The sequence below is a fragment of the Pseudomonas sp. W17 genome, from assembly GCF_040268305.1.
Taxonomy (GTDB): Bacteria; Pseudomonadota; Gammaproteobacteria; order Pseudomonadales; family Pseudomonadaceae; genus Aquipseudomonas; species Aquipseudomonas protegens.
This window is the reverse complement of record NZ_CP158490.1, coordinates 2,130,565-2,151,466: the sequence shown is the minus strand read 5'-3', so window position 1 is coordinate 2,151,466 and position 20,902 is coordinate 2,130,565. Positions and strand designations below refer to the sequence as shown.

Annotated in this window: 18 protein-coding genes; 7 read left to right on the top strand and 11 right to left on the bottom strand. The window is 60.4% G+C overall.

Annotation, left to right across the window (positions count from 1 at the left end):
- Positions 1–4 precede the first annotated feature (4 nt).
- The 3 genes from ABCR88_RS10025 (at position 5) to pabB (ending at position 4,043) form a co-directional block, all read left to right on the top strand.
- Positions 5–1,537 (top strand): inactive transglutaminase family protein, encoded by a 1,533-nt coding sequence (locus tag ABCR88_RS10025; protein ID WP_011060178.1) that lies wholly within the window; start codon positions 5–7, stop codon positions 1,535–1,537.
- Complete coding sequence (locus tag ABCR88_RS10020; RefSeq protein WP_019093273.1) at positions 1,537–2,523, top strand: alpha-L-glutamate ligase-like protein; 987 nt, start codon at positions 1,537–1,539, stop codon at positions 2,521–2,523. The genes ABCR88_RS10025 and ABCR88_RS10020 overlap by 1 nt, the downstream gene beginning before the upstream one ends.
- Positions 2,524–2,699: 176 nt before the next feature.
- The gene (gene pabB, locus ABCR88_RS10015; protein ID WP_350404478.1) at positions 2,700–4,043 is read left to right on the top strand and encodes an aminodeoxychorismate synthase component I; all 1,344 of its coding nucleotides are present in this window, start codon (positions 2,700–2,702) and stop codon (positions 4,041–4,043) included.
- 115 nt (positions 4,044–4,158) lie between these two features.
- Here pabB and thrH read toward each other — a convergent pair whose 3' ends face one another.
- Positions 4,159–4,776 (bottom strand): bifunctional phosphoserine phosphatase/homoserine phosphotransferase ThrH, encoded by a 618-nt coding sequence (thrH, locus tag ABCR88_RS10010; protein ID WP_041116852.1) that lies wholly within the window; start codon positions 4,774–4,776, stop codon positions 4,159–4,161.
- A 175-nt stretch (positions 4,777–4,951) separates the two neighbouring features.
- Between thrH and ABCR88_RS10005 the strand changes: the two genes are divergently transcribed.
- The 3 genes from ABCR88_RS10005 to ABCR88_RS09995 all read left to right on the top strand — a co-directional run bounded on the left by ABCR88_RS10005 (position 4,952) and on the right by ABCR88_RS09995 (position 8,499).
- A complete protein-coding gene (locus ABCR88_RS10005; RefSeq protein ID WP_011060174.1) occupies positions 4,952–5,686 on the top strand; it encodes a phosphoadenylyl-sulfate reductase in 735 nt (244 codons plus the stop codon).
- Positions 5,687–6,174: 488 nt separating this feature from the next.
- Complete coding sequence (locus tag ABCR88_RS10000) at positions 6,175–7,716, top strand: NCS1 family nucleobase:cation symporter-1 (protein WP_350404476.1); 1,542 nt, start codon at positions 6,175–6,177, stop codon at positions 7,714–7,716.
- Between the two features lie 54 nt (positions 7,717–7,770).
- Positions 7,771–8,499: an aspartate/glutamate racemase family protein gene (locus ABCR88_RS09995; protein WP_350404475.1), complete on the top strand. Its 729-nt coding sequence runs from the start codon at positions 7,771–7,773 to the stop codon at positions 8,497–8,499.
- A gap of 36 nt (positions 8,500–8,535) precedes the next feature.
- Here ABCR88_RS09995 and ABCR88_RS09990 read toward each other — a convergent pair whose 3' ends face one another.
- Complete coding sequence (locus ABCR88_RS09990) at positions 8,536–9,459, bottom strand: LysR family transcriptional regulator (protein ID WP_011060171.1); 924 nt, start codon at positions 9,457–9,459, stop codon at positions 8,536–8,538.
- A 123-nt stretch (positions 9,460–9,582) separates the two neighbouring features.
- Here ABCR88_RS09990 and ABCR88_RS09985 point away from each other — a divergent pair, with 123 nt between their 5' ends.
- A complete protein-coding gene (locus tag ABCR88_RS09985) occupies positions 9,583–10,329 on the top strand; it encodes an SDR family oxidoreductase (protein WP_011060170.1) in 747 nt (248 codons plus the stop codon).
- A gap of 73 nt (positions 10,330–10,402) precedes the next feature.
- On the opposite strand, the gene leuS is transcribed toward ABCR88_RS09985, so the two are convergent.
- From leuS to ABCR88_RS09940, 9 genes are all read right to left on the bottom strand, one after another.
- Positions 10,403–13,192 carry a leucine--tRNA ligase gene (leuS, locus tag ABCR88_RS09980; RefSeq protein WP_053150016.1) on the bottom strand — a complete coding sequence of 930 codons (2,790 nt, stop codon included), beginning with the start codon at positions 13,190–13,192 and terminating at the stop codon, positions 10,403–10,405.
- A 90-nt stretch (positions 13,193–13,282) separates the two neighbouring features.
- Positions 13,283–14,647 carry a glutamate-cysteine ligase family protein gene (locus ABCR88_RS09975; protein ID WP_053150011.1) on the bottom strand — a complete coding sequence of 455 codons (1,365 nt, stop codon included), beginning with the start codon at positions 14,645–14,647 and terminating at the stop codon, positions 13,283–13,285.
- 15 nt (positions 14,648–14,662) lie between these two features.
- Entirely contained in the window at positions 14,663–15,874 is a 1,212-nt protein-coding gene (locus ABCR88_RS09970; protein ID WP_052914315.1) for a cysteine desulfurase, read from the bottom strand.
- A gap of 45 nt (positions 15,875–15,919) precedes the next feature.
- The gene (locus ABCR88_RS09965) at positions 15,920–17,128 is read right to left on the bottom strand and encodes a hypothetical protein (RefSeq protein ID WP_053150007.1); all 1,209 of its coding nucleotides are present in this window, start codon (positions 17,126–17,128) and stop codon (positions 15,920–15,922) included.
- Entirely contained in the window at positions 17,118–17,909 is a 792-nt protein-coding gene (locus tag ABCR88_RS09960; RefSeq protein ID WP_077933630.1) for a gamma-glutamyl-gamma-aminobutyrate hydrolase family protein, read from the bottom strand. The genes ABCR88_RS09965 and ABCR88_RS09960 overlap by 11 nt, the downstream gene beginning before the upstream one ends.
- Before the next feature lie 51 nt (positions 17,910–17,960).
- The gene (locus ABCR88_RS09955; protein ID WP_052914305.1) at positions 17,961–18,932 is read right to left on the bottom strand and encodes an ATP-grasp domain-containing protein; all 972 of its coding nucleotides are present in this window, start codon (positions 18,930–18,932) and stop codon (positions 17,961–17,963) included.
- A 69-nt stretch (positions 18,933–19,001) separates the two neighbouring features.
- Positions 19,002–19,646 carry a glutathione S-transferase N-terminal domain-containing protein gene (locus ABCR88_RS09950; protein ID WP_052914303.1) on the bottom strand — a complete coding sequence of 215 codons (645 nt, stop codon included), beginning with the start codon at positions 19,644–19,646 and terminating at the stop codon, positions 19,002–19,004.
- Positions 19,643–20,521, bottom strand: a complete 879-nt coding sequence (locus ABCR88_RS09945; RefSeq protein ID WP_080965399.1) for an ester cyclase — start codon at positions 20,519–20,521, stop codon at positions 19,643–19,645. Before ABCR88_RS09945 ends, ABCR88_RS09950 begins: the two co-directional genes overlap by 4 nt.
- A gap of 5 nt (positions 20,522–20,526) precedes the next feature.
- Positions 20,527–20,895: a hypothetical protein gene (locus ABCR88_RS09940; RefSeq protein ID WP_047284824.1), complete on the bottom strand. Its 369-nt coding sequence runs from the start codon at positions 20,893–20,895 to the stop codon at positions 20,527–20,529.
- Positions 20,896–20,902 lie beyond the last annotated feature (7 nt).

Genomic DNA, 20,902 nt, shown 5'->3' with positions numbered 1-20,902 from the left:
TCCAATGCGCTCTCTTACCCTTCATCTGAAAGTCCTGATCGCCATCCTGGTGGTGCTGGGCATTTCGATCACGGCCTATCAGATCTTCGTGCTCGGCATTCCGGTGACCGAAGACGCTACCGACGATCTGTGGAACATCGATGCCAAGGTCGAGTTCGTCGCCAACGGCAAGGACCCGATCAAGATCCAGATGTTCGTGCCGCCCCTGAGCCGCGATTACGTGAGCCTCAACGAGAGCTTCATTTCCAACAACTACGGGGTGGCGGTGAACCGCGTCGACGGCAACCGCAAGGTCACCTGGTCGGCGCGCCGGGCCAAGGGCAACCAGACCCTGTACTACCGCCTGGTGCTGACCAAGCGCTACAGCGCCGAGAAAGCCAAGGTCAAGGGCCCGACCTTCCGTGACAGCATGGCCGTGGAAGGCCCGGAAAAGATCGCCGCCGACGCCCTGCTGGCGCCGATCCGCCAGCATTCGGCGGACGTCGAGACCTTCATCAGCGAAGCCATCAAGCGGGTCAACAACGCCAATGACGACAACGCCAAGCTGCTGCTGGCCGGCGATCCGTCCAGCACCAACAAGGCGAAGATTGTCGAGCTGCTGCTGTCCATCGCCCACGTGCCGGTGGAAAAGGTCCACACCATCCGCCTGGTGGCCGACCAGCCGCAGACCCCGGAGCTTTGGCTGCGCAGCTTCAACGGCACCGACTGGCTGTACTTCAACCCGGAAACCGGTGAGCAGGGCATGCCCAGCGACCGCCTGCTGTGGTGGACCGGCGACGACAACCTGATCACCGTCGATGGCGGCAAGAAAGCCAACGTCACCTTCAGCCTCAACAACAGCGAAATGAACGCCATTCGCCTGGCCAAGCTGACCGACGAGAACACCGACGCCAACTTCCTCGAATACTCGCTGTACGGCCTGCCGCTGCAGACCCAGCAGACCTTCATGATCATGGTGATGATCCCCATCGGCGTGCTGGTGATCCTGGTGCTGCGCAACCTGATCGGCCTGCAGACCCTCGGCACCTTCACCCCGGTGCTGATCGCCCTGGCCTTCCGCGAGACCCAGTTGGGCTTTGGCATCGTGCTGTTCACGGTGATCACCGCGCTCGGGCTGTCCTTGCGCTCCTACCTCGAACACTTGAAGTTGCAGATGCTGCCGCGACTCTCGGTGGTACTGACCTTCGTCGTGGTGCTGATCGCCGCCATCAGCCTGTTCAGCCACAAGCTGGGCCTGGAACGCGGCCTGTCGGTGGCGCTGTTCCCGATGGTGATCCTGACCATGACCATCGAACGCCTGTCCATCACCTGGGAAGAGCGCGGCGGCGGCCATGCGATGAAAGTCGCCATCGGCACCCTGTTCGCCGCCTCCCTGGCGCACCTGATCATGAGCGTGCCGGAACTCACCTACTTCGTCTTTACCTTCCCGGCGATGCTGCTGATCCTGGTGGGCTTCATGCTGGCGATGGGTCGCTACCGCGGCTACCGCCTGACGGAGCTGGTGCGTTTCAAAGCCTTCGTCAAGGCCGACTCCTGATGTTCGGCCTGTGGAAGACCTGGAAAGCCCTGGAAGCGCGGGGAATCATGGGCATCAACCGGCGTAATGCCGACTACGTGCTCAAGTACAACAAGCGCAGCCTGTACCCCATCGTCGATGACAAGATCATCACCAAGGAACGGGCGATCAAGGCCGGTATCCATGTGCCGGAACTGTACGGGGTGATCTCCACCGAGAAGGAAATCGACAAGCTCGGCGAGATCCTCAAAGGGCGCAACGACTTCGTGATCAAGCCGGCCCAGGGCGCCGGAGGTGACGGGATCATTGTGATCGCCGACCGCTTCGAGGGCCGCTATCGCACGGTGTCCGGCAAGATCATCAGCCACGAAGAGATCGAGCACCATATCTCCAGCATCCTCACCGGCCTGTATTCCCTGGGCGGCCACCGCGATCGCGCGCTGATCGAGTACCGGGTGACCCCGGACCAGATCTTCAAGAGCATCAGCTACGAAGGCGTACCGGACATCCGCATCATCGTGCTCATGGGCTACCCGGTGATGGCCATGCTGCGCCTGCCGACCCGCCAGTCCGGGGGCAAGGCCAACCTGCACCAGGGTGCCATCGGCGTCGGGGTCGACCTGGCCACCGGCCTGACCCTGCGCGGTACCTGGCTGAACAACATCATTGCCAAGCACCCGGACACCACCAATGCGGTGGACGGCGTGCAACTGCCCTACTGGGACGGCTTCATGAAGCTGGCGGCCGGCTGCTACGAACTCTGCGGCCTGGGCTACATCGGCGTGGACATGGTGCTGGACCAGGACAAGGGCCCGCTGATTCTCGAACTCAACGCGCGGCCGGGGCTGAACATCCAGATCGCCAACGACTGCGGCCTGACCCAGCGCACCCACGCCATCGAAGCCCACCTTGAGGAGCTCAAGGCCCAGGGCATCGAGGAAAGCGTCGAGGAGCGGGTACGCTTCGCCCAGGAACTGTTTGGCCATATCCCTGCCGTGGAAGGCTGATGGCGCCTGCCGCAGGGTGCGAACGGAAGGTCCTGCGGACCTTTTCGCAGCCTGCGGCAGCAGCTACAGGTCGGTGAATACGCCACGAACCAGGCAAACACCGACATCCCCTCTAGGAGCAACTCCTGCAGAGGCATACAATCGCCAACCGCGCTCCGATGGCTGATTTGCCCCGCATGTTGACCTGTTCCGTACACCCGCTCCCCTACCGCACCAACCCCGCCGAGTATTTCGCGGCAATTGAGCACGCCCCCGGCGCTGTGCTGCTGGACAGCGGCCGGCCCAGTGCCGAGCGCGGGCGCTATGACCTGCTCAGCGCCTGGCCCCTGGCGCAGTTGACCGTGGCCGCCGAAGAAAGCGGCAGGGGCTTTCTCCAGCGCCTGCGGGACAACCTGGGGCAACTGGGCCCGGCGCAACTGCCCGCTCCTTATGAACTGCCCTTCGCCGGCGGCCTGATCGGCTACCTCAGCTATGACTTCGGCCGCCATCTGGAGCGCCTGCCAAGCCAGGCCCGGGATGACCTGCAACTGCCCGACGCACGCTTTGGCCTGTATGCCTGGGCGCTGATCAACGACCACCAGGCAGGTACCAGCCAGCTGGTGTTCCACCCCAGCCTGGATGCCACCGAGCGCCAGCGCCTGATTCAACTGTTCAGCCAGCCGCTGCCCGCGTCGCAGCCGGCATTCAAGCTGACCGGAGCCATGCTGGCTGATCTGAGCGCCGAGGACTACCGCCAGGCGTTCCAGCGCATCCAGCACTACATCCAGGCCGGCGACTGCTACCAGGTGAACTTCGCCCAGCGCTTTCGCGGCCAGTACCAGGGTGATCCCTGGGCGGCCTATTGCGCCCTGCGCGCCGCCTGCCCGACCCCGTTCTCGGGTTTCCAGCGGCTGCCGGAAGACGGTGCGGTGCTGAGCCTGTCGCCGGAGCGCTTCGTCCACGTCAGCCAGGGCCGGGTGGAAACCCGCCCGATCAAAGGCACACGCCCCCGCGGCCGGGATGCGGCGCAAGACGCGGCCAATGCTGCCGAGCTGCTGGCCAGCCCCAAGGACCGGGCGGAAAACCTGATGATCGTCGACCTGCTGCGCAACGACCTGGGGCGCACCTGCCGCACAGGCTCGGTACGGGTACCGGAGCTGTTCAGCCTGGAAAGCTACCCCAACGTGCACCACCTGGTGAGCAGCGTCACTGGCGAGCTGGCGGACGGCAAGGACGCCCTGGACCTGATCGCCGGCAGCTTTCCCGGTGGCTCGATCACCGGAGCACCGAAGATCCGCTCGATGCAGATCATCGACGAGCTGGAACCCACGCGGCGTGCGCTGTACTGCGGTTCGCTGCTGTACCTGGACGTGCGCGGAGAAATGGACAGTTCGATCGCCATCCGCAGCCTGCTGGCCAAGGATGGGCAGATCTGTTGCTGGGGCGGCGGCGGAATAGTCGCGGATTCCGACTGGCAGGAGGAATACCAGGAATCCATCACCAAGGTGCGGGTGTTGCTGGAAACGCTACAGGGGCTTTAGGACGTCTTCGCCGGCAAGCCGGCTCCTACACTCCCACCCGTAGGAGCTGGCTTGCCAGCGAAGGCGTCGGCAGGATTTGTGAAAAATCCAAGGGTCTCTTCGCCGGCGAACCGGTTTACAGGCTCAGGGGACGGTTGGAAGCCTTGATGAACTCCTGCTTCAGCTCAGCAAAGCTGTGCACCGCCGGGAACTGCGGGAACTCGCGGATCACGTTGTCCGGGGCGTGGAACAGGATGCCGGCATCCGCCTCACCGAGCATCGTCGTGTCGTTGTAGGAATCCCCCGCCGCAATCACCCGGTAGTACAGGCTCTTGAAGGCCAGCACCGACTGGCGCTTGGGGTCTTTCTGGCGCAACTGATAGCCGCTCACCCGGCCGCCGTCATCGGTGATCAGGCGGTGGCAAAGCAGGGTCGGAAAGCCCAGCTGGCGCATCAGGGGCTGGGAAAATTCATAGAAGGTGTCGGAAAGGATCACCACCTGGAAGCGCTCGCGCAGCCAGTTGACGAATTCCACCGCGCCGTCCAGTGGCTTGAGGGTGGCGATCACTTCCTGGATGTCCGAAAGCTTCAGGCCGTGTTCGTCGAGAATCCGCAGGCGCTGCTTCATCAGCACGTCGTAGTCGGGAATATCCCGGGTGGTTGCCTTGAGGGATTCAATCCCGGTTTTTTCGGCAAAGGCGATCCAGATTTCCGGGACCAGTACACCTTCCAGATCGAGACAGGCAATTTCCACAAGACACTCCCATTGGTTCTGATTATTTAAATTGAGCGAGCAAAAGGACTGCCGAACTCTAGCGATTCGCCTGCACAGGCGCAACGCAGAGGAGCGCGCCAGGGCGGTGTGGATTTTGTTAAGATCGCCCCCCTATAGAGCGCACAGCGCCACCGACCTGTAGGAAACCGCCCTGATGACCCCATCGTTCGACGTCGCTGAACTCGCCGCGACCTATGCCAACAAGTCTGCCCAGGACATTCTCAAACTGGCCTTTGCCCAGTTCGGCGATGACCTGTGGATTTCCTTCAGCGGTGCCGAGGATGTGGTGCTGGTGGACATGGCCTGGAAGCTGAACAAGAACGTCAAGGTGTTCAGCCTGGATACTGGCCGCCTGCACCCGGAAACCTACCGTTTCATCGATCAGGTGCGTGAACACTACAAGATCCAGATCGAGCTGATCTCGCCGGACCACAGCAAGCTCGAACCCTTCGTCAAGGAAAAGGGCCTGTTCAGCTTCTATAAGGACGGCCATGGCGAGTGCTGCGGTATCCGCAAGATCGAACCGCTGCGGCGCAAGCTGTCCACCGTCAGCGCCTGGGCAACCGGCCAGCGCCGTGATCAGAGCCCGGGTACCCGCAGCCAGGTGGCGGTGCTGGAAGTCGACACAGCCTTCTCCACGCCGGAGCGCACCCTGTACAAGTTCAACCCACTGGCACAAATGAGCAGCGAGGAGATCTGGGGTTACATCCGCATGCTCGAACTGCCCTACAACAGCCTGCATGAACGCGGCTTCATCAGCATCGGCTGCGAGCCCTGCACCCGCCCGGTACTGCCCAACCAGCACGAGCGCGAAGGCCGCTGGTGGTGGGAGGAAGCCACCCAGAAAGAATGCGGCTTGCACGCCGGCAACATCATCAGCAAAGCCTGACCCCCTTCCCTGCGGGCGCGCCTGAAGGACGCCCGCACTGAAAGCCAAACCGCAGCAAAACCTGTACACAAGAATGTCACCGTCGGTGCCATTTTTGTGTGCACTTCAAAGATTCCCCGCCCCAAAAGGTTACAAGCCTTTCCTGCGCCGATATCCATTGGGCGCCAAGCCGTGCCTGGCGAAAAATAAATACCTGTTCAAACGGTCAATTTTTAAGCTCGTCTTTTCAGAAGGTTAGGAACAACCCATAACAAAACGAAATCAGCAGCCAATTTCATAGTCGTGAAATTGGCACAGAAGTGGCTTTAGTGGATTTATGTTTTGTATACAAAAAAACCAAAACATACATACACTAACCGTCCGCACGCCTGACCCACGACTCAAGCTGCAGATGCCCCGAACCCAGTGATTCCTCCCCTGTGACGAAGATTGTCGAGCCCCCTCGCTCAAGCACAGTCATCCAGGGCCGGAATCAGGAGCATGCCGGAATGCGTACCAGCCCTTCCAACAACATCGCACTGGATCTGCCCTCCTCGCTGCATTCGCACAACGTCCAACAACCGGTCGCCGATGCGGCCCCCATCGCGCTCAGCCCACGCCTGCACAACCGCGACCTGGCACCGACCAAGGTCGAAGGCCGGCGCTGGGGTGGCTACAGCATCTTCGCCTTGTGGACCAACGATGTGCACAACATCGCCAACTACTCCTTCGCCATCGGCCTCTACGCCCTGGGCCTGGGCGGCTGGCAGATCCTGCTGTCCCTGGGGATAGGCGCGGCCCTGGTGTATTTCTTGATGAACCTGTCCGGCTACATGGGGCAGAAGACCGGGGTGCCGTTCCCGGTGATCAGCCGCATCAGCTTCGGCATCCATGGCGCGCAGATTCCGGCACTCATCCGGGCGGTGATCGCCATCGCCTGGTTCGGCATCCAGACCTACCTGGCTTCGGTGGTGTTTCGGGTGCTGCTCACGGCCATCCATCCGGGCTTCGCCAATTACGACCACAACTCGATCCTCGGCCTCTCGACCCTGGGCTGGGCCTGCTTCCTGGTGATCTGGCTGGTGCAACTGGCGATCCTCGCCTATGGCATGGAAATGATCCGGCGCTACGAAGCCTTCGCCGGGCCGATCATCCTGCTGACCGTGGCCTGCCTGGCCGCCTGGATGTACACCCAGGCCGACGGGCAGATCGCCTGGTCGATCCGCGAACCTCTGACCGGCGGCGAAATGTGGCGGCAGATCTTCGCCGGCGGCGCCCTGTGGCTGGCAATCTACGGCACGCTGATCCTCAACTTCTGCGACTTCGCCCGCTCCTCGCCGTGTCGCAAGACCATCAAGGTCGGCAACTTCTGGGGCCTACCGGTGAACATCCTGGTATTCGCCACCATCACCGTGCTGCTGTGCGGCGCGCAGTTCCAGATCAACGGCCAGGTCATCGAAAGCCCCACGCAGATCATCGCCTCGATCCCCAACACACTGTTCCTGGTCCTGGGCTGCCTGGCCTTTCTGATCGTGACCGTGGCGGTGAACATCATGGCCAACTTCGTCGCCCCGGCCTTCGTCCTCAGCAACCTGGCGCCCAAGTACCTGACCTTCCGCCGCGCCGGGCTGATCAGCGCGGCGCTGGCGGTGCTGATCCTGCCGTGGAACCTGTACAACAGCCCGCTGGTGATCGTGTATTTCCTCTCCGGCCTGGGCGCCCTGCTCGGCCCGCTGTACGGGGTGATCATGGTGGACTACTGGATCCTGCGCAAAGCCCAGGTCAACGTGCCGCAGCTCTATAGCGAAGACCCGCAAGGCGCCTATTTCTACAGCCGCGGGGTCAACCTGCGGGCAGTGGCGGCCTTTATTCCCGCGGCGCTGATCGCCATCGTACTGGCCCTGGTGCCGGGTTTTGCCAGCGTCTCGCCATTCTCCTGGCTGATCGGAGCCGGCATCGCCGGCATGCTCTACCTGATCATCGCCAAGCGCCAGCCCGGCTACGCGGACGTCAGCGGCGAAAGCATCGCCGTGGACAACGTCAGCCATTGAACCTGCCCGGCCCGGTGCGCCGGGCCTGAACTGCCCAACCTGCAAGGAACCCTCATGCGAATTCTCGTGGTCAACGTCAACACCACCGACTCCATCACCCAGGCCATCGCCCACCAGGCACAAAGCGTGGCAGCGCCGGGCACCGAGATCATCGGCCTGACTCCCTACTTCGGCGCCGAATCGGTGGAAGGCAACTTCGAAAGCTACCTGGCGGCCATCGCCGTAATGGACCGGGTGCTGGCCTACGACCAGCCCTATGAAGCGGTGATCCAGGCCGGCTACGGCGAGCACGGCCGCGAAGGCTTGCAGGAACTGCTGAACGTGCCAGTGGTGGACATCACCGACGCCGCCGCCAGCACTGCCATGTTCCTTGGCCACGCCTACTCGGTGGTCACCACCCTGGACCGCACCGTGCCGCTGATCGAAGACCGGCTCAAGCTCTCCGGCCTTTATGACCGCTGCGCCTCGGTGCGGGCCAGCGGCCTGGCGGTACTGGAGCTGGAGGAGGACCCGCTGCGCGCCGTGGAAGCCATCGTGCGCCAGGCCGAACGGGCGGTGACCGAGGACAAGGCCGAAGTCATCTGCCTGGGCTGCGGGGGCATGGCCGGCCTGGATGAACAGATTCGCCAGCGCACCGGGGTGCCGGTGGTGGACGGAGTAACGGCAGCAGTGACCATTGCCGAGTCCCTGGTGCGTCTGGGGCTATCCACCTCCAAGGTACGCACCTATGCCACACCCCGGCCCAAGCGAGTGCTGGGCTGGCCCTTGCGGGCGGGGCGCTGAGGCCGGCGGTACATAGAGTCGTCGCCAGGCCGGCTCCTACAAGGCGCTGAAGGCCTGAGCCAGGCCTTGCTCGGCGAACTGCTCGATGACGAAGTCGACGAAGGCCCGCGTCTTGCCCGGGAGCATCTTGTGCTCGGCGTAGTAGATCGAGGTAAAGCCATCGTCCACGTACCAGTCCGGCAACACCCGCTGCAAGGCCCCGGAACGCAGGTAATTGACGGCAAACGGCATGCTCACCAAGGCCAGGCCCAGCCCTTGGGCCGCGGCGATGCAGGCTGCCTCGGAATCGCTCATGGTCATGCTGGCCTTGAGCTCCAGCGGGCACATCAGCCCTCCCCGACCGGTCATCTGCCAGGTGCGGATGCGCCCGGTCTGGGGGGAGCGGATAAGAATCCCGCGGCAATGCCGCAGGTCTTCGGGCCCGTTGATCGGTGCCCGCCCCCGCAGGTAATCGGCGCTTGCCACCAGCACCCGGTGAGCCGGCGACAGCCGCCGGGCGACCACTCCCTGGGGCAATTCGAAACCGCCGCCAATGGCCGCATCGAAACCTTGGCCGATCAGGTCCACCTGGCGGTTGTCGAAATGCCAGTCGGGATGAATATCCGGGTAGCGGCGCAAAAAGGCGCCGAGCATCGGCACTATGTACAGCCCGCCGAACACCGTGCCCATGCTGACCTTGAGCGTCCCCGCCGGGCGCCCCTGGGCATCGGCCAGGGTGCTGACCGCGTTCTGGATGGTCTGCAGGCTGTCGGCGACTTCCGCGAGAAACAGGCGGCCGGCCTCGGTCAGGGTCAGGCGCCGGGTGCTGCGCTGGAACAGGCGCACACCAACCCGGGTTTCCAGCTTGGCCACGCTCTTGCCCACCGCCGCCGGGGTCAGGCCGAGCCGCCGCGCCGCCTCGGCAAAGCTGCCGACTTCAGCGCTGCGGACAAAACATTCGATACTGCTAAAGGCTTCCATAGAGGCCACTCTAAACTTCTGGTTTACACAGAGTATAGGAATTACCGGCTACACAGAGGCTAATCCGCGGCAGATACTCGCTCCAAGCACAAGGCACCCGGCCTTGAATCTCTGGAGAAGCACATGAGCACATATGACCTCAGCGGCAAAGTAGCCTTGATCCAAGGCGGTTCCCGCGGCATCGGCGCAGCCATTGTCGAGCGCTTGGCGGCAGAAGGCGCCAGCGTCGCCTTTACCTACGTCAGTTCGGCGAGCAAGGCCCAGGCCCTGCAGGACAGCATCATCGCCAAGGGTGGCAAGGCCCTGGCGATCCACGCCGACAGCGCAGACGCCGAGGCCATCCGCCGCGCAGTGAACGACAGCGTCAAGGCCTTTGGCCGACTCGATATCCTGGTCAACAACGCCGGGGTGCTGGCCATTGCGCCATTGGACGAGTTCAAGCTGGAGGACTTCGACCGGACCCTGGCCATCAACGTGCGCAGCGTATTCATCGCCACCCAGGAAGCCGCACGACACATGGGCGAAGGTGGCCGCATCATCAACATCGGCAGCACCAACGCCGACCGCATGCCCTTCGCCGGTGGCGGCCCCTACGCCATGAGCAAGGCCGCACTGGTGGGCCTGACCAAGGGCCTGGCCCGAGACCTTGGCCCGCGGGGCATCACCATCAACAACGTCCAGCCCGGCCCGGTGGACACCGACATGAACCCGGCGGACAGTGACTTCGCCGCGAGCCTGATGGACCTGATGGCTATCCGTCGCTATGGCCATGCCGAAGAAGTCGCCGGTTTCGTCGCCTACCTGGCCAGCGCCGAAGCGGGCTATATCACCGGCGCCAGCCTGACCATCGACGGTGGCTTCGGCGCCTGATCCTCACCCGCATAAAAAAGCCGGGCCGGGGCTCTACGCCCCGGCCCGGCCGGCGTGCAACCGGTGCGCAGGATCAATCAGGGTTCGCGGCGCATACGATGTTGATGATTCGATCAGGCACAAAGATGAACTTCAGCAAGCGCCCGCCAGACAGCCAGCGCTGCACCGTTGCATCCTCCAGCACCTGAGCCTTCACCGCCTCTTCCGTCATCCCCCGCTGCAGCATGATGCGAGTCCGCAACTTGCCATTGATGGAGACCGGGCATTCAAACTGCGCCTCATACAGCACACTTTCGTCGGCGACGGGATAGCCGCAATCAAGGATCGACCGCGAGTGCCCCAGCGCCTCGGACCACAGCTCTTCAGTAATGAACGGCGCATAGGGGTGCAACAGCTTGAGCAACAGCTCCAGCACACCACGCTTATGGCACTGCAAGACGCTGAGCTGGTTCACGCAGATCATCAGAGCGGCAATCGCAGTGTTGTAGGACATATCCTCGGTGGCACGCCCCACCTTGGCAATCGCCGTGTGCACCGCCTTGAGTTCCTCGTCGCCGGGCTCAAGGTCATCCACGATCACCGCGCCCTCCTCGTCCAGAAACAGGCGCCAGACCTTCTGCAGGAACTTGTGCGGGCCATCGATGGATTGCGTCGACCAGATGGCGGTCTGGTCGATCGGCCCGAGGAACATTTCATGCAGGCGGAAGGTATCGGCCCCGTAGACCTCGATCAGGTCATCGGGGTTGACCACGTTGTACTTGGACTTGGACATCTTTTCCGACAGGCGATCACACAGGAACACGCCCTTGGAGCAGACAAACGTGCCTTCGGTGTAGGTCTGGCGCCATGTGCGAAGAGCGTCGATATCCACCTGGTTCTTGTCATTCACCATGCTGATATCGACATACAGCGGCTGAACGTCCCGCCCGTCCTTGAGATCGGCGGAGACGAATTCATGGGTCGCCTTGTCCCGATAGATGATCGCCGAGACGCCGAGGATCATGCCTTGGCACAGGACCCGCTTGAAGGGTTCGGAAAAACTCAGCAAGCCGCGATCCTTGAGGAAATGCGTCCAGAAGCGCGAGTACAGCAGGTGGCCGGTGGCATGCTCGGATCCGCCGACATACAGATCCACGGCCTGCCAGTAGGCCAGCGCCTCCTTCGACACGGGCTCATGGCTGTTGGTCGGATCCATGTACCTGAGGAAGTACCAGCTCGACCCGGCCCAACCGGGCATGGTGGTGGTTTCATACTTAAAGCCGCGGTAGCGCCAGCTACTGGCTCGCTCCAAGGGGGGCTCACCCTCGCTGGTCGGCAGGAAGGCCTCGATATCGGGCAGGGTCACCGGCAGGTCCTGCTCGGGAACCACGCGAGCAATGCCCTGCTCGTCGTAGTACACCGGGATCGGCTCGCCCCAATAGCGCTGGCGGCCAAAAATCGCATCGCGGATGCGGTAATTGAAGGTGCGCTTGGCGGTTCCGGTCGCCACCAGGCGCTGCAGAATCCACTCGGTGGCCTCGGCACGCAGCATGCCCGTGGCTTCCTGAGAGTTGATCAGGCGGCCTTCATTGATCAGGAACGGCTTGGCGGCCTGCTCTGCCCCCTCATAGATATGCACCACGGGCAGATCGAAGGCCTGGGCAAAGTTGAAATCCCGTTGGTCTCCGGAAGGTACCGCCATGATGGCGCCCGTGCCGTAATCGGCCAGGACGTAGTCGGCAATCCAGATCGGCAGGTTTTCGCCGGTCAAGGGGTGGACGGCGTAGGCGCCGGTGAACTGGCCGGTGATCCGCTCGGCCTTGGCCATCCGTTCGCGCTCGGAGCGCAAGGCCGCTTCTTCGCGGTAATTGGCCACTGCAAGCTTGAGAGGCGCTGAGGTGATTGCCTCGACGGCATCATGCTCAGGCGCCAGCACCAGGAACGTCGCGCCATACAGCGTATCGGGGCGGGTGGTAAAGACCTTGATCGCGGTCTGCGAATCACGCACCTGGAAATCAATTTCCGCGCCCTGGGATTTGCCGATCCAGTTGCGCTGCATGTCCTTCAAGGCTTCCGGCCAATCCAGGCTATCGAGCCCCTCCAGCAGGCGGTCGGCATAGGCGGAAATCCGCAGCATCCACTGCTTCATCATCTTTTTCTGAACCGGGTGGCCACCCCGCTCGGAAAAACCGTCCTTGATTTCGTCGTTGGCCAGCACCGTGCCCAGGGCCGGGCACCAGTTCACATAAGAGTCGGCGCGATACGCCAATCGGTAGTTCATCAGGAACTCCGACTGCTGCAAAGGCGAGAAAGCGGCCCACTGTTGCGCGCTGATGGTTGTGGTCCGCGAATCAGACCAGGCATTCACCCCGGCATTGCCGGATTGTTCAAAACGCTGGATCAGGGTATCGACAGGCTGGGCCTGGTGGGTATCGAGGCAGAACCAACTGTCGAACAGTTGGGAGAATATCCACTGCGTCCAGTGATAGTACTGAGCATCGGAAGTCTTGATCTCGCGGTCCGGGTCATAACAGAAACCCAGTTTTCTCAACTGCGACTTGAACGTGGCAATGTTCTTGTCAGTGGTTACTCTTGGGTGCTGTCCGGTTTCGATTGCATACTGTTCCGCGGGTAATCCGAAAGAGTCGAAACCCATGGGATGCAAAACATTGAAACCGGCCATTCGTTTAAAACGACTATATACGTCAGTCGCAATATATCCGCGCGGATGCCCAACATGCAGACCGGCACCCGAAGGATAAGGAAACATGTCAAGGCAATAATATTTAGGCAGAGAAGTATCTAGTTCAACGGAGTAATGCTTTTCATTTTCCCAGCGAGCGAGCCATTTATCTTCTATCTTCCTGATACTTTCCGTCTTCATGAACAACTCCTGAAAAATGCCGCACGCACTCATTTACGAGGGCGGAATATATTACAGTCGACTACCATTCGCAACGCGCGGCAGATTGCTTTAGGAGACGCATTTAATGTTCGAATAAGCTGTTTTCGGGTTTGCGCCCAAGCATATAGGTACACCCTTGTTGAGCATTAGATCTGCCGCAGATTGCCCAGTTGCGATCATCTCGTTCAGCGCTTGCAGATAACCGCTCTCAAGCTTGGATGCTCCCTGATACTGCAACCCCTGGGCGGCCAGCCCGACCAGGCGTCCAATCCCTTCGGCCAGCGAGTTTCCCGCCCCATCGACCCCGGCCATGCCGAACTCCGCCGCCTGGGCATACTTGCGATTCAACTCGGAAGGCGCCTGCGCGCCGAGCATGTCCAACGCGGCATCAAGCGCCTCTTCGCTATAGGCCAGGCCCTTCCAGAAGGCCGCGAGTGAAGCGGCGAAGTGAGGTGCACAGGTATCGGCCGAGCGAAACTCGACAATGTTCTTCAGCCGGGCCTCAGGGTAGAGGGTACCCAGATGCATGATCCAATCCTGAAGCGTGGCAGCGCCCGAGGCAGCCCCCAGGCGCATGTAGTCGCGAAAACTCAGGTCGTTCATGTGGATCAACTGCCCTTCACGCTGAATGAACAGCAGTGGTTTCTCCAGGGCCCAGTCAACATAGTGCTCAAAGGCATGGGCGCTGAAGTGTGCGCGCAACATGAACTCGGGAATCCCGGAGCGTTGTTGATCGAATTGGGTCCAGGCATGCATCCGATGACTCTTATAGCGGCTGGTGACCGCCGAAAAGTACGGAGAGTTGGCGAACAAGGCGACGATGTAAGGCTGACAGGCAACCCCCAACTGCAACAACTTGCCCGCATGCTGCTCGGAGAAGTAGTCGACGGAAATCTGCATCGAGGCCGTCATCTTCTGCCCGGCCGAGGCCCCCGAGACCTTTTCCAGGATAGGCATCATGTGCAAGTAGCGAGTACGCGGCACCGTCGCCACCGACGCCACGCCCCCGTAGGGCCGATAACCGATGGGCAGCAACGAAATGGCCAGGCCCTGGCAGACCCGATCCAGTTCCCGCAGAAACACTTCGAGTTCGATCACAACATCGGACACCAGACGCAACGCCGATGAAGAGAACTCCACCTGGCCACCAGGCTCCAGGCTGATGACCGTGCCGCCGCGCCTCAAACCGATGATCAAGCCATCGTCATAAACGGGCGAGTAGCCGTATCCCAGCAAGCCCTTGAAGATGCTCGACAGGCTGCGCAAGCCAAAAAACGGCACACTCAGGGAAGTCGCCTTATCAATCAGGATCAACTCGTATTCAAGTCCGATCAATGCCGAAGTCCGGCGTTTGATATGCCGATGAAAATAGGCAATACAATCTTCCTTGGTGATGGCTCTTGCGCCCAATACTTCCAGCAATTCAGCGGCCATATTGATTTCCTCCTACTAAGCCAGCAGATCCTGGAGATCAGTGAGTGCCATCACTAACGTGTCGATATCTTTGCGACTGTTGTAAAGATGCATCGAGACCCGCAAGGCGCCATTAATTCCACTGTTGCGGTAGAGCGGCTGGTTGCACTGGTAGCCGGAACTCAGTGCAATGTCGTAACGATCGGAAAGAATCCGCGAGACAAATCCGATATCCACCTTGCCGACGGCAACCAGAGGAAAAATCGGCAGGTGCTGCGGCCCGATGGGGAAGGCGATTTCAATATTGCGCACCGATTGAATCTGCGACAGGAAATAGCGCTCCAGATCCTCATCGTGGTCTTGAACCCACTGCCCGCCCAAGCTGTTTATATAGTCGACCGCCGCCCCCAGCCCGATGGCCCCTTCAATGTTCGGCGTGCCGGCCTCGAACCGACCGGGGCCGGATTGATAACTGACATCACCCTGCCCCACTTTGTTGACCATGCCGCCACCATAGCGATAGCTCTGCATCGACGCCTGCAGATCACGCCGCATGTACAGCACGCCAACCCCCGAGGGGCCGAACATCTTGTGCCCGGAAAGGGCGAGAAAATCACAACCGATCTGCCCGACATTGACCGGGATATGGCCAACGGTCTGCGCCGCGTCCAGCAGGCTCAACGCCCCCCGTGCCCGGGCGATCTGACAGATCTGCCTGACGGGTTGCACGTTGCCGGTGACATTCGATGCGTGGCAGACCGCGACCAGACGGGCCGGATCGGCGGCGAGCAACGAATCCAGATGATCCAGGTCGATACAACCGTTCTGATCCAGACGGGCAACCGTGACTCGACACCTGGACAACCAGGGCAGGAGATTGGAATGGTGCTCCAGGGGCGAAACCACGACATGGTCGCCATTGCCCAACGCCAGCCCATGGGCGAGCAGATTGATCGAGTCCGTGCAATTGGCGGTAAAGACCACTTCATCGGCGCTGCACCCCAGAAAGCAGGCCAGCTTGTTGCGCGACGACTCAAACAGTTGGGTGGACAACTGAGCATACTGATGATTGGAGCGCCCGACATTGCTACCGGCATGCAGGTAAAAATCAGTGATGGCGCTGATCACCGACGCGGGTTTCAACGAGGTGGATGAACTGTCCAGGTAGATCCGCTGATTATCCCGAAAGAACGGAAAGTCACTGCGCGCATCCGGCAACACCATGCATTTCACATCCAAGGCTTGCATAACATTCTCTCTTTTTTTATTGAGGGACGACTCTTCACGGACCCGCTATTTGATAATCGCGAACTTTCCCGAGGCTTGTGGCGCAATGCTTGGAACGGCCATTGATTCAACAGTACGCATGCGGCCAAACCAGCCACGCAGGCACCGCTCAACGGCCGGCAGGTCGGCGTCGTATTCCGGGACATCGGAAACGTAAAACAGCGTGACCTTGTGCTCGGTCACCTGCAGTTGATACTGCCGGACCCAAGGCGCGGAAACGGCGAACAGCTCATCAAGATCGGCGAGGGTCTTGAGCTCCCCATCATCGGTCACCAGGCAGTCCCTGATACGGCCATGCAGCTTCAGCAAAGGAATGTCATCCACGGCGCCGAAGACCCTATTCGACCACTCACCTTCCGGCACTTCGACAAGATCCCCGGTGGCATAGCGCAACAAAGGCATCAGCGGGTTTTTCCAGGACGTGACAATCAACTCGAACAGATTGCGCCGGGCCAGGTACGGTTTGAGTTCGACCAATGTGTCGTGGCCACAACGGACGAAAGTGCCACTGCGGTTCTGCATGAACAGTACGCCCAGCTCCGTCGAGCCATACATGCTCAGAACCGGCAAACCATAGGCGCTCTCGATGAGCCGGCGAACATTGGCGGTCATGTACTCGTAGGAAGCTGCGATGTAGTCAGGGATGTACAGAGGCTCAGTAATCCGGTACTGCGCACGCTTGCTCAGGAAGATCGCGAGATAGGTCGGATCTATCTCCAGAAGCTTTGGCGCAAACATCCGCAGTTCCGCATCAATGCGCTGGATATCGGTGAGCGTCCAGCGCGTAGGGTCCGGATGCGTATTGAGGCTCAGCACCCCATTGTGGATGCGCTGCTGGTAGTCCGGGTCGTCAAGAAAACACGACACCGCGGAACAGGCCGCCGTCGTCAGTACTGCTTTCCTGTCATGCTCCATCGAATAACCAACCATGTCCGCCACCCGCTGATAGGCGCGCGTGAACTCACGTCCCCACCAGCCCTTGTAGCGAATGATCTGGAGAATCTGGGAGCTGCTCCCGGAGGTATTGGCGAACTCCACATCGCCGCCCTCGATGCCGACACGCATCGCCTGGGTCATGAAGTTTCCAGGAAACCCGGAAATGATTGCCTTCTTGTCCAGCAGCGGAATACCGGCGGGGTCGCCCGCCTTGAAGAATAAATCGAGGCGCTTCATCAAAGGCTGATAAAGGGGCACCTGGAAGTGTTCAATTGACATGTTGCCGACTCCTTGTGGCAGCCTCACTGGCGAATGTTTTCCATATCTGCAGGTGCTCGGGATGATTGAGCAGGGTCTTTTCTATATGCCCCTGCAGCCCCAGGACGAAATGCTCGTGACTGGCCAGCTCGACCGCCTCGATCACCCCATCGGCAGCCCTCGCGCAGGCTCTCAAGCCTGGCGCCAGGCGCTTGATCGCCTGGTGGTGCACCGACGAAACGCTGAAACTGCGCTTGTCGATAATCCGATAGAGCCGGCTCTGCGGGTCGACGTCCACAGGGTGATAGTTGATCCAGCCATCGGGGTCGATCCCGTGCTCGACCCCTCGATCGGGGATCTCCTGATACAGCGAGCCGCCTTCGGCAACGTTGATCAATTGCAGGCCTCGGCAAACGCCGAGAATCGGTAGCTGTCGTGACCTGGCCTGCCGGTACAAGGCCAACTCCAGTACGTCACGATCCTTGTCGGGACTGAGCATCAGCGGCCGCTTGTAAGGCTCGCCAACCCCTGATACCTGCGCCGAATAGCTGACCTCGCAATCCTCGCCGTAATGGCTCGGACAAAGGTCCTGACCGGAGCCCAGCAACAGTCCATCGGCCATGGCGAACAGGCGCTCCAACGCCTCAACGGGCATCCCCGGCACCACCACCAGCGGAACACAGCCCAGGCTGATCAGCAGCTCGGTGAAACTGCAATTGAGAACATTCATCGCCAAGGCAGCGGAGTGATTGATAGCCAGCCGCTGGCGTGCGGCGCTGATGAGAATAACGGGCTGCATCATTCAATTCCCTGAATAGGTACCTGCACAGCGCCTACGCGCAGTGCCCAGGCTTCATGGCGTCGGCGTCAGTGACTGGCGCGCAGGCAGCGCATCGAGGTAGCTGGCAATCGAGTCCAGCTTCAGTCGGTCATAGGAGTAACGCTGGTCCGGCTCGGTATCGGGCATCTTGGTGCCGGCACGCATGGCCGATTCGACGAAGATGCCCAGCAAGGGATTGACCTCAAGGACATAGAACTTGCGGTCGGCGGTCGACTGCACCATGTCGACGATCGTCCCATTGATTCCCAACACCTGGGCGGCCTTGAGCGCAACTTCAACTTCGCCCCCCAGGATGCGCGGCGTCATTTCACCGCCCGCGGAAATGTTGGTCTTGAAGCTGTGTTTCTTCTTGCGGCTGTAGCCGCCCATCAACTCGCCGTTGAAGATCTCGACCCGACAATCGTAATCGCCAAACTCGATGTATTGCTCAACGTAGTAATCACCGAGAAAGTGCGCCGTCGCCTGGATGAAGTCGATGAACTGTTCAGCCTCCACAAAGCGCATCACGCCCACGGCCCCATGGCCCGAGCGGGGCTTGTAGACCAGGCTGCCCCAGCGCGCAAAGAGTTGGTGAATGACCGCATCATCAATCTGGCTACCCAGCAGTGCGGAGTCGGGTACGTTCACTCCATGCATGCGCAACAGCTGGTTGGCCTTGAACTTGTCGCGACAGTTGAAGAATGAAACACACTCGTTCACCACTACTACGCCGCTGTCTTGCAACGCCCGAAGAATATCGGCCTGATACGGCGACTGCTCATCGGCGTTCATATGAAACAGGGCATCGAACTCACTGAGGCAGCGCCCACAGGCGGTATAGACCTTCCCGGAAATGACATGGCATTGGCGCATGTCGAAATCGGAAAAAACCACAAAGCCTTTTTCCTCAAGCAACTCACGAAGCATTTGCTTGGGAATATGGCCGTTGTCGTTTTCATACATCCACAGTACTACCGAACGACGACTTCTGGCTGAAGTGCTCATCGCACAATCTCCGCGTTGCTATCTGCTACCGAGGGTGGGCATGGCGTGCCGTGGCACGCCATGCATGATTCAGAGAATGACCGAGAGCGGGTCTTTGTAAGACTCGCGCTGAGTCAGGCCATACCACCAGCGACGAACGTTCTCATAGTTGAATACGATGCTTTCGCTCTGCGCCTTGAGGATGTAATCGGTGTACTGGACAAACGCCAGGTCGGCCAGGGACAGCGAGTCCCCCACCAGGAATCGCCCCTCCTCGCCAATGGCGTGATCCATGGCGGCGTAGATGGCGTTCAGCTTCTCCTCGGCCTCCTTGACCACTGCCTGGTCAGTCTGCCCGCCGTACATGGGCAGGAACAGCTTCTGCCAGACCAGGGCATAGGCCTGGGGCGTGAAATAGCTGGAGTCCACGCTGAGCCACTGGTCCATCCGCGCTATGTCTTGCCGGTCCTGTGGAATCAACGAAATGCCGGGCAGGATCGCCTCCAGATAACGGTTGATGGCCTGCGACTCATAAAGGGTCAGGTCACCGTGGATCAGCACCGGAACCTTGCCGAACGGGTTGAGACTCAAGTGCTCGTCCGACTTGTGCGCACCGGTCCCCAGGTCGATGCTGACAAACTCCACCGGCGTGTTCTTTTCCTTCAGAACCATCAGCACACTGCGGGTGCAGGCGCTGTTTTCGTTGCCGATCAACTTCATGCTGCGCGCCGTCATTTACCCATCCCCATTTGCGACCCCATGTCCAGGGTATTGCCAAAGGTCCAGCCCTTGCGGATCACATTGCCGTCAAAGTAGGCAATATCCATGTTGTCCACGTTGACCACGCGGTTGGATGCCGGGATGCCTTTGAGAGGCCCCTTGTGCGTCGCGGTGAAGATCCCCTGGTGAATCACGAAGTCCCCTACCGACCACATGTTGGTCATGTTGATGGACGCATCGGGGAAGGCTTCGGCCAGCATCACGAAATCGTCCCGCGAATGGTCCTTGCCCACGGCCAACCCGGGGACCATCTGGTCATCCCATTCGATATCGTCGCTCATGCAGTCGAGCCACGGCTCCAACTGCTTGCTCAGCAGCAGTTCGTTGTAGTGGCGCATCTTGGCCAGGTTCTCGAAGCGCGGCTTCAGCGTCTTGCAGTCATAGATCTCACACGGCTCGGTCAGTGACGGCACGCTGCGCCCCTGATCGTCGATCACACCGAGCTGGATCAGCAGGGTGTAGGGGTCCTCGTAGGTGTGTTCCTTGGTCACACGGAAATCACTGTCGAACCAGAACAGGCTGGCAGCGATCAGGCCAACCTCCTTGTTGCTCGGCTCAACGCCCATGTAGGCCTGGGCGTGCCGCCCCTTCCAGCCCCACACGGCGATGAGCACATTGTCCTTGAGAAACAGGATGCGGTCGGCCAACTGCATGTCGGCGAACGTGCCCTGCCACTCCTGGTAGTGCTCGAGGATCTGCGTCACGCCAATGCGGTCAGGCTGTCCGGGAGATTTGCGAATGGCATCTGCCGCGTACAAAGATGCCAAAGACTTGTAGTCCTTAGTACGGACCGCAGTCAGATAACTCTCACGAAATAAGGTTAGGCTCATCTTTATTACCAACTTTGTGAATGAATGGGTTCAACTTTGCACTGCAGCAGTACTTCAGGCATCGGGTCATCACTGGGGGACTCGAAGTCCATGCCAAAGATTTCCTTGTTTTCCTGCTTTATCCACTTGTCAAAGGGATGCTGGGAGCTCGCCAACTTTGCGAATGCCGCATTCAAATCTGGCGCCGCCAAATAACAGATAAACAGCTCCATCTCGCCAAAAGGCTGCAGGAACCAGTTCTCCTCCACCGTATCGAGGCGCTCCAGAAACTGGCGAAAATCGGCATTGCGTTCATTGCGGATCAACTGGGCAAACTTCAGGAAACGCTCTTTCTTGTCACCGGGTAAAGGCACCGCAAAAGCCATGGTCTGCATAAAACAC

Coding starts and splice junctions, on each gene's coding strand:
- ABCR88_RS09960 (WP_077933630.1), bottom strand. CDS start 17,909: ATGATGCAGCCCGTTATTCTCATCAGCGCCGCACGCCAGCGGCTGGCT.
- ABCR88_RS09965 (WP_053150007.1), bottom strand. CDS start 17,128: ATGTCAATTGAACACTTCCAGGTGCCCCTTTATCAGCCTTTGATGAAG.
- ABCR88_RS09940 (WP_047284824.1), bottom strand. CDS start 20,895: ATGCAGACCATGGCTTTTGCGGTGCCTTTACCCGGTGACAAGAAAGAG.
- ABCR88_RS09955 (WP_052914305.1), bottom strand. CDS start 18,932: ATGAGCACTTCAGCCAGAAGTCGTCGTTCGGTAGTACTGTGGATGTAT.
- ABCR88_RS09950 (WP_052914303.1), bottom strand. CDS start 19,646: ATGACGGCGCGCAGCATGAAGTTGATCGGCAACGAAAACAGCGCCTGC.
- pabB (WP_350404478.1), top strand. CDS start 2,700: ATGTTGACCTGTTCCGTACACCCGCTCCCCTACCGCACCAACCCCGCC.
- ABCR88_RS09975 (WP_053150011.1), bottom strand. CDS start 14,647: ATGGCCGCTGAATTGCTGGAAGTATTGGGCGCAAGAGCCATCACCAAG.
- ABCR88_RS09990 (WP_011060171.1), bottom strand. CDS start 9,459: ATGGAAGCCTTTAGCAGTATCGAATGTTTTGTCCGCAGCGCTGAAGTC.
- ABCR88_RS09970 (WP_052914315.1), bottom strand. CDS start 15,874: ATGCAAGCCTTGGATGTGAAATGCATGGTGTTGCCGGATGCGCGCAGT.
- ABCR88_RS09995 (WP_350404475.1), top strand. CDS start 7,771: ATGCGAATTCTCGTGGTCAACGTCAACACCACCGACTCCATCACCCAG.
- ABCR88_RS10025 (WP_011060178.1), top strand. CDS start 5: ATGCGCTCTCTTACCCTTCATCTGAAAGTCCTGATCGCCATCCTGGTG.
- ABCR88_RS10000 (WP_350404476.1), top strand. CDS start 6,175: ATGCGTACCAGCCCTTCCAACAACATCGCACTGGATCTGCCCTCCTCG.
- leuS (WP_053150016.1), bottom strand. CDS start 13,192: ATGAAGACGGAAAGTATCAGGAAGATAGAAGATAAATGGCTCGCTCGC.
- ABCR88_RS10005 (WP_011060174.1), top strand. CDS start 4,952: ATGACCCCATCGTTCGACGTCGCTGAACTCGCCGCGACCTATGCCAAC.
- ABCR88_RS09945 (WP_080965399.1), bottom strand. CDS start 20,521: ATGAGCCTAACCTTATTTCGTGAGAGTTATCTGACTGCGGTCCGTACT.
- ABCR88_RS09985 (WP_011060170.1), top strand. CDS start 9,583: ATGAGCACATATGACCTCAGCGGCAAAGTAGCCTTGATCCAAGGCGGT.
- ABCR88_RS10020 (WP_019093273.1), top strand. CDS start 1,537: ATGTTCGGCCTGTGGAAGACCTGGAAAGCCCTGGAAGCGCGGGGAATC.